Origin of the sequence: Phenylobacterium sp., from assembly GCF_036502675.1 — a bacterium.
Lineage (GTDB): Bacteria > Pseudomonadota > Alphaproteobacteria > Caulobacterales > Caulobacteraceae > Phenylobacterium.
In genome coordinates this window covers 1-11,683 of the sequence record NZ_DASXYF010000032.1, presented here as the reverse complement: position 1 = coordinate 11,683, position 11,683 = coordinate 1, and the positions used below count along the sequence as shown (strand labels likewise).

The 11,683-nt window shown below is 68.8% G+C and carries 9 protein-coding genes; 4 read left to right on the top strand and 5 right to left on the bottom strand.

Annotated elements, in window-relative coordinates:
* The first annotated feature begins 6 nt into the window (after positions 1-6).
* The 4 genes from VGL30_RS03770 to VGL30_RS03755 all read left to right on the top strand — a co-directional run bounded on the left by VGL30_RS03770 (position 7) and on the right by VGL30_RS03755 (position 4,232).
* On the top strand, positions 7-642 hold the full coding sequence (locus tag VGL30_RS03770) for an arylesterase (RefSeq protein WP_331536939.1): 636 nt from the start codon (positions 7-9) through the stop codon (positions 640-642).
* A gap of 244 nt (positions 643-886) precedes the next feature.
* Positions 887-2,299 carry a circularly permuted type 2 ATP-grasp protein gene (locus tag VGL30_RS03765; RefSeq protein ID WP_331536937.1) on the top strand — a complete coding sequence of 471 codons (1,413 nt, stop codon included), beginning with the start codon at positions 887-889 and terminating at the stop codon, positions 2,297-2,299.
* Positions 2,296-3,240 (top strand): alpha-E domain-containing protein, encoded by a 945-nt coding sequence (locus VGL30_RS03760; protein WP_331536935.1) that lies wholly within the window; start codon positions 2,296-2,298, stop codon positions 3,238-3,240. The genes VGL30_RS03765 and VGL30_RS03760 overlap by 4 nt, the downstream gene beginning before the upstream one ends.
* A 14-nt stretch (positions 3,241-3,254) precedes the next feature.
* A complete protein-coding gene (locus VGL30_RS03755) occupies positions 3,255-4,232 on the top strand; it encodes a transglutaminase family protein (protein ID WP_331536933.1) in 978 nt (325 codons plus the stop codon).
* Positions 4,233-4,309: 77 nt separating this feature from the next.
* On the opposite strand, the gene VGL30_RS03750 is transcribed toward VGL30_RS03755, so the two are convergent.
* The 5 genes from VGL30_RS03750 to VGL30_RS03730 all read right to left on the bottom strand — a co-directional run bounded on the left by VGL30_RS03750 (position 4,310) and on the right by VGL30_RS03730 (position 10,647).
* Positions 4,310-5,335 (bottom strand): sulfate/molybdate ABC transporter ATP-binding protein, encoded by a 1,026-nt coding sequence (locus VGL30_RS03750; RefSeq protein ID WP_331536931.1) that lies wholly within the window; start codon positions 5,333-5,335, stop codon positions 4,310-4,312.
* Between the two features lie 19 nt (positions 5,336-5,354).
* Positions 5,355-6,203: a sulfate ABC transporter permease subunit CysW gene (gene cysW / locus VGL30_RS03745; protein ID WP_414694950.1), complete on the bottom strand. Its 849-nt coding sequence runs from the start codon at positions 6,201-6,203 to the stop codon at positions 5,355-5,357.
* Positions 6,200-7,084 carry a sulfate ABC transporter permease subunit CysT gene (cysT, locus tag VGL30_RS03740; RefSeq protein WP_331536929.1) on the bottom strand — a complete coding sequence of 295 codons (885 nt, stop codon included), beginning with the start codon at positions 7,082-7,084 and terminating at the stop codon, positions 6,200-6,202. The genes cysW and cysT overlap by 4 nt, the downstream gene beginning before the upstream one ends.
* A 195-nt stretch (positions 7,085-7,279) precedes the next feature.
* The gene (locus VGL30_RS03735) at positions 7,280-8,359 is read right to left on the bottom strand and encodes a phosphotransferase family protein (protein ID WP_331536927.1); all 1,080 of its coding nucleotides are present in this window, start codon (positions 8,357-8,359) and stop codon (positions 7,280-7,282) included.
* Positions 8,360-8,427: 68 nt separating this feature from the next.
* Positions 8,428-10,647, bottom strand: a complete 2,220-nt coding sequence (locus VGL30_RS03730; protein ID WP_331536925.1) for a TonB-dependent receptor — start codon at positions 10,645-10,647, stop codon at positions 8,428-8,430.
* Positions 10,648-11,683 lie beyond the last annotated feature (1,036 nt).

Below are 11,683 nucleotides of genomic sequence, written 5' to 3'. Positions count from 1 at the left end.
CCCCGGATGCCCGAAACACCACCCCTTCCCGTCAGCCGCCGAAGCGTGCTGGCCGCCGCAGCCCTGGCCGCGCCCGGCGCGGCGCGCCGTCCGGTGGTGACGCTGCTGGGGGATTCAATCACCGCGGGCTTCGGATTGCCGGCCGCCCAGGCCCTGCCCGCCCAGCTGCAGGCCGCGTTGGCCCGGCTGGGGTCCGACGCGGTCGTGCGGGGCGCAGGCGTTTCCGGCGACACCAGCGCCGGCGGCCTGGCGCGCGTCGATTTCAGCGTGCAGCGCGACACCGACGTCTGCGTGGTGGCGCTCGGCGCCAACGACCTGCTGCAGGGCCTGGAGCCGCGCGTCACCGAGGCCAACCTCGACCGCATCGTCGTGCGCCTTCAGGCGCGGCGGATAGGGGTGGTGCTGGCGGGACTGGCCGCGCCGCCGGCGGTGGGACGGTCCTACGCCCGCGATTTCGACGCGGCGTTCGCGGCCGTGGCGCGGCGGCGGAAGGTGGCGCTTTACCCGGACCTGCTGGCCGGCGTCGGCCGGATACCGCGGTTGAACCAGCGCGACGGGATCCACCCGAACGCCCAGGGCGTGCAGGTCATCGCCGGCCGCCTGGCGCCGGCCGTGGCCCGGGCCTTGCGCGCCCGCGCCTGACGGTCGGAACCGTCCAACGCTCAAGCCGCTTTCCACGCAGGCGGATCGGCGCCCAAATGCTGGGCAGTCGCGGGGTTCGGGGCGCGCAAACGGGAAATCCGGCTGGAGCGCGTCCGCCAGTCCCTATGGTCGGCGGCAGTGACGGCGTTGGAAGGAAGCTTGCGTGGAGTTGGGAGTGGCGACGGCGCCCAGTCTAGAACAGCCCGGATTGCCGCCGATCTCATCGGTGCTTCCCTATGACGAGATGCGACCACAGGACGGGTCGGTGCGGCCCCATTACGCGGCCCTGGAATCCCGCCTTTCGACCCTCTCCGCCGCCCAGCTCGCCGAGCGCCAGCGAACGCTGGAGCGGTTCTTCCTGCTGCAGGGCATCACCTTCACCGTCTACGGCGGCGAGACCACCACCGAGCGGATCATCCCCACCGACCTGCTGCCGCGGATCATCCCGGCGGACGAATGGGCGAAGATCGAGGCCGGCCTGACCCAGCGCCTGCGGGCGCTGAACATGTTTCTGGCCGACATCTACGGCGAGCAGCAGATCCTGATGGACGGGGTGGTGCCCCGCGAGCTGGTGCTCTGCGCGCCCTCCTACCGGCGGGAGATGCAGAACCTGTTCGTGCCGCACGCGGCCTACGCCAACGTCTGCGGCTCCGACCTGATCCGCCAGCCGGACGGCTCCTTCGCCGTGTTGGAGGACAACCTGCGGGTGCCTTCGGGCGTCTCCTACATGCTGGCCAACCGCGAGGCCTCCAAGCGGGTGTTCCCGGGCACCTTCCGCGGGGCCAACGTGCGGGCCATCGACCGTTATCCAGACCTGCTGCTCTCGACGCTGAAAAGCATGGCGGCGGACTGGCGGCCGAATCCGCAAGTCGTGGTGCTGACGCCGGGGGTCTACAACTCCGCCTATTACGAGCACGCCTACCTGGCGCGGCTGATGGGCGTGCCGCTGGTGGAAGGCCGCGACCTCGTGGTGCACGAGAACATGGTCTACATGCGCACCACTACCGGCCTGAAGCGGGTGGACGTGATCTACCGGCGGGTGGACGACGACTTCATCGACCCCCTCACCTTCCGGCGGGACTCCGGCCTGGGGGCCGCGGGCCTGTTCAACGCCTATCGCGCGGGCAATGTGGTGATCTGCAACGCGCCCGGCACCGGCGTCGCCGACGACAAGGCCGTCTACGCCTACGTGCCGCAGATCATCAACTACTACCTGGGCGAGGACGCGATCCTGCCCAACATCGAGACCTTCCTCTGCCGCGAGCCGGCTCAGCTCAGCCACGTGCTGGCCAACCTGGACAAGTTCGTGGTCAAGGCGGTGGGGGCCTCCGGCGGCTACGGCATGCTGGTGGGCCCGCACTCCTCGAAGGCCCAGCAGGACGAGTTCGCCGACGCGCTGAAGGCCGACCCCGAGAACTACATCGCCCAGCCGACCATCCAGCTCTCCACCGCGCCCTGCCTGGTGGACGCCACCATCGAACCGCGGCATGTGGACCTGCGCCCCTTCATCCTCTCCGGCGATCGGATCACCGTGACGCCCGGCGCCCTGACCCGCGTGGCCCTGCGCCGCGGGTCGCTGGTGGTGAACTCCAGCCAGGGCGGCGGGTCGAAGGACACCTGGGTGCTGGCCGGCGACCCCAAGGCGCCCCGCACATGATGCTCGCCCGGGTGGCCGACAGCCTCTACTGGATCGGCCGCTACGTGGAGCGGGCCGAGCACCTCTGCCGGCTGTGCGACGTGATGCTGACCGCCACCCTCGACCGCACCGACGCGGCCAACCAGGTGGCGCGGATCGCCCTGGCCGCCGCCGGCCACCCCGACCCGTCGAAGATCTCCGACCCCTACGAGGCGGTGCTGGAGATGACCCTCGACCGGGAGAACGACGGCTCCATCGTCTCGGCCCTGGCCAGCGCCCGGGAGAACGCCCGCCAGGTGCGCGACCAGATCACCACCGAGACCTGGGAGCGGCTGAACCTCCTCTACCTGCGCACGACCGGACCCGGCGCGGCGCGGGCCTTCGCCGACGGATCGTCAAGCTTCCTGAACGAGGCCATCGCCGACCTGCACCTGTTCAAGGGCGCCGCCGACGCCACCATGAGCCACGGCGACGGCTGGAGCTTCCTGCTGCTGGGCGTGCACATGGAGCGCGCCCAGCTCATCGGCCGCCTGCTGGAGGTGTGCTACGTCGAGGCGCCCAAGACGGCGCTCACCGACCACTTCGCCCTGACCAGCCTGCTGCGCATGAGCTGCGCGCTGGAGCCCTATCTGCGGGTCTACACCGCCGACATCCAGGCGCGGTACCTCCTGGAGTTCCTGCTGCTGGACGAGGAGTTCCCGCGCTCCATCCGCTTCTGCACCCAGCGGATCGAGGAGCACCTGTCCACCGTCAGCCGGCACGCCGAGGCCGCGGCCCAGGCCAGCCCCGACCGCTTGGCCGGGCGGCTGAAGGCGCGCCTGCAGTACGCCGACATGACCGAGATCGAGGCGGTGGGCGCCGGCGTCTTCCTGACCAACGTGCTCGAGGAGTGCGCGGGCATCCATAAGGCGCTCTACGACGCCTTCGTCGCCTATCCCCTCGAACTGCGCCTGCCGGCGTGAGGAGCTGATCCCGAGTGCTGCTGGAAGTCCGCCATGTCACCCAGTTCCATTATGACGAGCCCGTGCGCGAGAGCGTCATGGAGTTGTGGATGCAGCCGCAGAAGGGTGCGCGCCAGCGGCTGGTCTCCTTCGAGCTGGAGGTCGACCCGGCCGCCCAGCTGTTCTCCTACGCCGACCCCTTCGGCAACGCCGTCTACCACTTCGACGTGCCGCAGCCGCACGAGCGCCTGACCATCCAGGCCCGCTCGGCGGTGGAGACCCAGGCGCCGGCGCCCCTGCCGGAGTCCCTCGACATGGGCGAGTGGGACCGGTTGCGCAGCGACTTCGTCCGCGGCGAGAACTTCGACTTCCTGCGCCAGCACGGCTTCGCCGTCGAGACCGAGGCCCTGCGCGGCTTCGTGGAGGAAAAAGGGCTGGAGGCGATGAGGGCCCGCGACCCGCTCACCGCGGTCAGGACCCTTTCGAAGACGATCTACGACTCCTTCGGCTACGAGGCCGGCGTCACCGACGCCGAGAGCACGATCGACGACGCGCTGCTCGCCCGCCGCGGGGTCTGCCAGGACTTCGCCCACATCATGATCGCGGTATGCCGCGCGTGGGGGATTCCGGCGCGCTACGTCTCGGGCTACCTGTTCACCGACCGCAAGGCCGGCGACCGCTCCGACCCCGACGCCACCCACGCCTGGGTGGAGGTGTTCCTGCCGTCGACGCGCTGGTTCGGCCTCGACCCCACCAACAACATCGAGGCGGGCGAACGCCACATCGCCGCGGCCATCGGCCGCGACTACAACGACGTGCCGCCGTCGCGCGGGGTCTACAAGGGCGAGGCGGAGAGCGAGCTGGCGGTGGCGGTCTCGGTGCGCCGGGCGCGGACGGCCATGACCGAGCCGGAGTTCCTGCGCGCCGCCAGCCCCGCCGCCGCCCGCAACGGCCGCCGCCGCGGCCCGGTCGGCGGCCTCACCTACGACCAGCAGCGGCAACAGCAGCAGTAGCGATCTGGGTGGCGCGGGGCCGCATTTCCCGCCGCTCATCCCGGCCCCCGGGGCCGGGGTGAGCGGTGTCGGGGCGTTCACGCCGGAAAGACGTGGGCCTTCAGCGCCGCCAGCTTCAGCACCGCGCCCACGCGCAGCCCTTCGGCGCCCTGGCGGGCGAAGGCGGTCTCCAGGTGCACGCCGCCGGGGGTCACGGCCTCCACCTGCAGCACCGGCCCCTGGGGGGTGATCCGTTGGGCGGTCGCCTCGAAGCCGCCGTCGTCCAGCGCGACCTCGTGCGGGCGCAGGAACCCCACGGCCGGCCCGTCCGCCACGCCGGCCGCCGGCAGCACCACGTCGCCCGCCCGGAACCGGCCGCCGCTGACCGAGCCCTCGAAGCGGTTGGTCGCGCCCACGAAGCCGCAGACGAACGGGCTGGCCGGCGCGTCATGCACCTGCTGCGGCATGCCCACCTGCTCGACGACGCCCAGGTTCAGGATCGCCACCCGGTCGGCGAGCTCCAGCGCCTCCTCCTGGTCGTGGGTGACGAAGATGGTGGTGACGCCGGTGGCGTCGTGGATGCGCCGCAGTTCCTTGCGCAGAGACTTGCGCACGGTGGCGTCCAGCGCGCCGAACGGCTCGTCCAGCAGCAGCACCCGCGGGTTGACCGCCAGCGCCCGGGCCAGCGCCACCCGCTGCCGCTGGCCGCCGGAGAGCTGGTTCGGGAAGCGTGAGCCCAGGCCGTCCAGCTCCACGAGCTTCAGGAGGTCATCGACCCGCCTGGCGATCTCGGCCCGGGGCGGCTTGGCCTTGCCTTTCCGCACGTCGAGGCCGAAGGCGATGTTGCGGGCCACCGTCATGTGACGGAACAGCGCGTACTGCTGGAAGACGAATCCCACGCCCCGCGCGGCGGCGCCGGAGAAGGTCATGTCCGTCTCGTCGAACAGCACCTGGCCCTTCTCGGGGAACTCCAGGCCGGCGATGACCCGCAGCAGCGTGGTCTTGCCCGAGCCCGAGGGGCCGAGCAGCGCCAGCAGCTCGCCCTCGGCGATCTCCAGGCTCACGCCGTTCAGCGCCGGATAGCGGCCAAAGCTCTTCTCGATCTGTCGCGCGGTGATCGTCATGGGTCGGGCGGCGTCCGGATCAGTGGCGCACCGGCCGCGACCGCGGCTGGAGCATTTCGAGGAGGGTCTTCACCGCCAGGGTGACAAGGGCCAGCAGGCACAGCAGGGCGGCCACGGCGAAGGCGCCCACGAAATTGTACTCGTTATAGAGAATCTCCACATGCAGCGGCATAGTGTTGGTCAGGCCGCGGATATGGCCCGACACCACCGAGACCGCGCCGAACTCGCCCATGGCGCGGGCGTTGCAGAGCAGGATCCCGTAGAGCAGGCCCCACTGGATGTTGGGCGCCGTCACGCTGAAGAAGGTGCGCAGGCCCGACGCGCCCAGCGAGACCGCCGCCTCCTCCTCGTCCACGCCCTGCTCCTGCATCAGCGGGATCAGCTCGCGGGCGACGAAGGGGAAGGTGACGAAGATGGTCGCCAGCACGATGCCGGGCGTGGCGAAGATGATCTTGATGTCGTGGTCGATCAGCCAGGTCCCGAACCAGCCCTGCATGCCGAACACCAGCACGTAGATCAGGCCCGCGACCACCGGCGAGACCGAGAACGGCAGGTCGATCAGGGTGATCAGCAGGCTCTTGAAGCGGAAGTTGTGCTTGGCGATCGCCCAGGCCGCGCAGATCCCGAAGGCCGCGTTGAACGGCACGGCGATGGCCGCGGTGATCATCGTCAGCTTGATGGCGGAGATGGCGTCCGGGTCCTGGATCGCCTGCAGGGCGGCGGCCAGGCCCTTGCGCAGCGCCTCGGCGAACACCGCCGCCAGCGGCAGGATCAGGATCAGCGCCAGAAAAAGCCCCACGGCGCCCAGGATCAGGATCTTGATCCAGAGCGGGTCCTCGGTGGCGCGGCGGGCGTGGGCGGCGCTCACGAGAACCGCCTCGCCCAGGCCTGCACGGCGTTGATGACCAGCAGCAGCGAGAACGAGACCGCCAGCATCACCACCGCGATCGCCGCGGCGCCGGCGTAGTTGTACTGCTCGAGCTGGATGATGATCAGCAGCGGGGCGATCTCGGACTTGTAGGGCATGTTGCCGGCGATGAAGATCACCGAGCCGTACTCCCCCACGCCGCGCGCGAAGGCCAGCGCAAAGCCCGTAAGCCAGGCCGGAAACAGGGCCGGCAGGACGACCCGGAGCACGATGTCCAGCCGGCCGGCGCCCAGGCTGGCGGCCGCCTCCTCCACGTCCTGCGCCAGGTCGCGGATCACCGGCTCCAGGGTGCGCACCACGAACGGCAGGCCGATGAAGGCCAGCGCGATGACCACGCCCACCGGGGTGTAGGCGATCTTCACCGGCGCGGCCAGCGCGCCGATCCAGCCGTTCTGGGCGTAGAGGGTGGCCAGGGCGATGCCCGCCACCGCGGTGGGCAGGGCGAACGGCAGGTCGATCAGGGCGTTGATCAGCGCCTTGCCGGGAAACTCGTAGCGCACGATGGCCCAGGCGGTGGGCAGGCCGAACAGGCCGTTGATCGCCGCGGCCACCATCGCCCCGCCGAACGACAGGCGATAGGCGGCGAGCGCGCGCTCGGAGAAGGCGGTGGCCGCGAAATCCGCCGGGCTCTGCCCCGCCGCCCGCAGGGCCACGGCCAGCAGCGGGATCAGCACGATGCAGGAAAGCGCCGTGACCGTGACGCCGAGCGTCAGCGCAAATCCCGGAATCGCCGAGCGGCGACGGATCAGCGGCCGGCGCGGGCTGGGCGCGGGGCGCAGGGGCGCTTCCGCGACGATTTCGGGACTGACGGCTGCAGTCATGTCGGCGGCGTCGCGGACCTCTGTTCCACACGAAAACGCCTCCGGGCGCGGATCGCTGCGCGGTCCCGCCTAGACGCCACGCCGGAGGTAATTCCCAGCACGTCTATAGGCAATGGAGTTTTTCTACGGTCGCGCGGGCGAAACCTGCTGGGCAGGCGGCCGATCAGCCGACCTTGCGGACTGTCCGGCGCCGGATCAGGGCGGCGGCCATGCCAGGTCCAGCTTCTGGACAATCATGTCGCTGAGCGGCCCGCCGGGGCCTTCCGCCGGGATCGGCCGGCCCTTCAGGCGGAGCATGCGCACGGAAAGGCACACCAGCTTGAATGCGGCGAAGGCTTCGTACCATTCGATATCGGCCGTCGACACGCCGGTCACCTCGCCCCAGAGCGCGATGGTTTCCTCCCGCGTGCCCATGCCGGCCAGGTGCGGCCGGCCCGGCGCCGCCGAGTGCATGCGGTCGGAGAGCACCAGCCACCAGGCCAGGTCGTGCAGCGCCCCGCCGAGCGAAGGCTGCTCCCAGTCCATGACCGCGATGATCCGGAAATCCTCGTCCACCAGCATGTTGCCGATGCGCGCGTCGCCCCAGACCAGGCCGGACGGGCGGTTGGCCGGCCATCGCTCTCGAAGCCTGTCCCGCACGGCCTCGAGAAACGGCCACGACTGCTGCTGGCTGATCCAGGCGAGATAGCGCGTCCAGCGATCCCACTCCTGGTCGAAGCCGTCGGGCCCGGCTTCCGGGCGCGCGAGGAAGCCGACCGAGGACAGCGGCACGCTCTGCACCGCCCCCAGTTGACGGACGCCGTTCTCCCACAACCGGGCGCGCTCGGCCGGGCTGGCTTCCGCGACCCAGCCTTGCTCGGCATAGGGGGGGACGCTGACCGCCACGCGGCCGATCAGCTTTTCCATCACGAAGAACGGCGCGCCAAGCAGGGCGGGATCGTCCTCGAACCACAGGGGCTGGGCGACACGCACCCGGCCGTCGGCGTGCAGCACCTGCATCAGCCGGTACTGCGCTTCGAACATGTCGTCCTGGTAGACCGTGTGTTTCGTCGGCTTGATCCGGACCACCAGGCCACGGCGGCGGGCCTGCCCCGCCTCGTTCCAGACGGCGTCGAACAGGATCGTCTCGTGCGACTGGCCTGCGCCGCGGGGATAGGTGAGGTCGACGACGCGCAGGTCCTGCGCGCCGGGGATGCGTTCGCGGAGCCATTCCGCGACCTGCGACGCCAGGACCGATAGATCTCGAACCGCTGGAGCTACGATTACGCCCGTCATGTTTTCATACCTGCGCTCCCGCCTGATTTAAACGAAGAGGCCGCGCCCGGTGGGGCGCGGCCTGTCGGTCAGAAGTCGGCCTTCACCTCGACCCCGAAGGTGCGGGGCTTGCTGAAGGCGTTGGTGGCCATGAAGCCGAAGTCGATGCCCTGAACGGCGTAGTGCTCGTTGGTCAGGTTCTCGCCATAGACGCTGAGCTGAGCCTTGGCGTTGCCCGTGAGGGGGATGTCGGACAAGGCGATCCGGCCGCTCAGCAGGCCGTAGGCCTTGCCGGCGATCTGCGCCTGGAAGGGCGTGGTCGGCAAGTTGAACAAACTCCATTGGGCGGCGCTCCGGTAGGCGTAGTCGGCGCGGATCGACCATTCGCCGTAGCTCACCCGGGGAAAGACGTAGGCCGCCCCCGCGCTCGCCGTCCTTTTCGAAACGCCGAGGAACTTGCCAATCGCCGCGCAGTCCATGGCGATGGCGGCGCCCCCGGCGGAGCCGGTGATCGGCTTGCAGCCCGCCCCCACCACGCCGCCGGGTTGCAGCGGTTGGGGAAACTTCTCGTACTTGGGATCGACGTAACCGACCGACGCCGTGAGGGTCAGCCCGTCCATGGGCACGGCCTGCGCCTCGAGTTCGAAGCCGCGATACCGCGCATCGGCGTTGAGCGCGATGCTTCCCCCGGCTCCGGAAGCCGACGGGGGGACGAATTGCCCGAGCTGCAGACCGCGGTATTTGTTGTAGAAGGCGGCGCCGTTCAGGCGAAAACGTCGGTTGAGCATCTCGGCCTTGAACCCGGTCTCATAGCTGCGCATCTTCTCCGGCGTGAAGATCGGGGTCGTGGTCGCCCCGGCGCGCACATTGAACCCGCCCGCCCGGTATCCGGTCGAGTACCGCGCATAGGTCATAAAGTCTTCGGTCCACTGGTAGTTGACCGATCCCAGCAATGAAGTGTTGTTCGTTTCCAGTTTGGCCTTTCGGACCACCGTGGACCTCTGGTCGAGATTTTTTTCGTCCTTGGTGTACCGCAACCCACCGGTCAACTCGAGCTTATGGTCAAGGAAGGCGGGTTTCCAGTTGACCTGGCCAAATCCCGCGTAGGATTTATTGACCATATTATAATCCAGAATACTGACGGAGTTGATTGCAGTGCCGGCGGCGGTGATGCCGGCCGGGAACTTGGTTCGCCCGAACTCCCATCCATCTTCGTGGAAATAGAAGCCGCCCACCACATACTCGAAGTCGCCGACCGATCCGAGCGCCTGGACCTCCTCGGTATATTGATGCTGACGGCTTGCGCGGGGATCGAGGGCGTAGATTCCGTTGAACGTCGTGATCACCGGCGCCGCGACCGTACCGGTGTTGCCCCTGAGGTTCGCCGGGCCGTTCGGCGACGAGTCGTCGCGCTTGTAACCCCGCACGGACGAAATCGACTTGAGGCTGAGGTGGTCATTGACCTCGTAATTGAGCGTCAGCGCCATGCCCTGCGCCCATACCCTCTGCTGGCGCAGGGTCGCGAGGCTGGGGATCGTGTACTGGGGCACGCTCGTAACCGTATAGCTGTCGCCGCCCAAGGTGGGGGAAAGCGCCAGGAAGTTCAGCGTGGCCGGCGGGGCGGCGACGATCTGGAGATAGTTCGGCGCGCCGGTCAGTTCGTTGTAGTCGGCCGACAGCGTGGCGTTGAGCTTGCCCCATTCGCCGACCGCCTTGACCCAGAAGGCGTTGCTCCGGATGGCGTCCGGATCGTTGTTGGAAGGCTGCAGCTTGTTGTCGACGGAACCGTTCTCCTGCCGATGCTGGTAGGCGGCGGAAAGCTTGATCCCGCTGTTTCCCAGGAGGCCGCTGTCGATCCGGACCTGGGCGCTGTTGGCCTTGTAGGACCCGTAGGACGCCCTGACCTGGCCGCCGAACTCATCGCCGGGGGTCCGGCTGACGATGCTGATCGCTCCGCCTGTCGTGTTGCGGCCGAACAGCGTGCCCTGCGGCCCGCGCAACACCTCGACCCGCTCAGGCGTGATCAGGTCCATGAGCGCGATGTTGTTGCGGCCGTTATAGACGCCGTCGATGTAGATCCCGATCCCGGAATCCTGACCGAGCGTCGTCTCGATGAAGCCCACGCCGCGGATCCAGGCGCCCGCCGAGCCCAGCGAGCCGGTCACCTTGGAGGTGGCCATGTTGGGCGCGATTTCCGCGACTTTCGTCAGGTTGACGGCGTGGCGCGCTTCAAGCGTCTCCGCCGAGACGGCGGTGATCGCCACCGGCGTCGCCTGCAGGTTTTCCTCGCGCCGCCGCGCCGTCACCACGATCTCCTCCAGGGCGGCCCCTCCTGACCGCTCGGCGGCAGGCGCCGCGGCGCCCTGCGCCAGCGCGGCGTGCGCGCTTCCCATGCCGCCCGCAAGCGCAGCGCTTGCCAGCAGAAGACGACGAAAGGCCAAGTTTCTCATAGCGGCAGTTCCTCTCCCATGGCCCTATGATCGGGCTCGCCAATATCGTTGAACACGAGTGGATTGACGGGTGGACAGCGCAGGGCGGCGGCGGACGCCGGAGACTCTCGCCCAACGCTGGACGCCTCCGACACGGCCCGACCGCTCCGATCGATGGATCACCGATTCCCCCCAGGGCACGGCTCGTTCGCCGGACTCTGCACCTACGCATTATACCCGAACGAAAGTTCGGAATTATGAATAATTGCTCTTATGTTCAGGCACTAAAGTCAAGCACGCCGCCGCCGCCCGCGCCGACGCCATGACCGGCAGACCAGGTGGGCTTGACTGCCGGCGCCAACCGCACGAGATGGACCGCAACGCGGGGGTTCGACGATTACTGCAGGGCAAGGCGGGCCGGATCGCCCTGCGCGACTGAGCGGCCGGCGCGCGTTCGATCACCCCAGTAAACCCTCGACCGCTTCTCGCAGGGTCGCGTGTAAGCGGCCACGCATATGCGCGCCAGAAAGCATTGCGAGGGGTGTCGCCTTGTCTGACCCGCGAGAGAGGACCCTCCCGGAACTGACTATGCTTCACTAATCTGATCGGCGCTTTACGGTGCGTATGGCGCACACCTTCGTCGGCGGGGCCCTCGATCGTGCGGAGCAGTAGAACCGCACCGGCTTGCATTCCGGATGGACCCGTATAACTTCAGGCGGACCGATCGGTATCTGGATGCGTCGCGATGGCGGCGGGACGGGGGAATGATCCCTTCTCGCGGCGGTCGACTGGAGCCACCACGATCGCCGGCGATCTCGAAGTTGCAGTATCAGGCGTTTGACTCCCCTCAAATGCCGCCGCGTCGTTCGTCTTTATCTGTTCATGGCCAGAGGCGTAATTTCCCAGGCCCTTACAG

Coding starts and splice junctions, on each gene's coding strand:
- VGL30_RS03750 (WP_331536931.1), bottom strand. CDS start 5,335: ATGACGATCACCGCGCGACAGATCGAGAAGAGCTTTGGCCGCTATCCG.
- cysT (WP_331536929.1), bottom strand. CDS start 7,084: ATGACTGCAGCCGTCAGTCCCGAAATCGTCGCGGAAGCGCCCCTGCGC.
- VGL30_RS03765 (WP_331536937.1), top strand. CDS start 887: ATGCGACCACAGGACGGGTCGGTGCGGCCCCATTACGCGGCCCTGGAA.
- VGL30_RS03760 (WP_331536935.1), top strand. CDS start 2,296: ATGATGCTCGCCCGGGTGGCCGACAGCCTCTACTGGATCGGCCGCTAC.
- VGL30_RS03735 (WP_331536927.1), bottom strand. CDS start 8,359: ATGACGGGCGTAATCGTAGCTCCAGCGGTTCGAGATCTATCGGTCCTG.
- VGL30_RS03770 (WP_331536939.1), top strand. CDS start 7: ATGCCCGAAACACCACCCCTTCCCGTCAGCCGCCGAAGCGTGCTGGCC.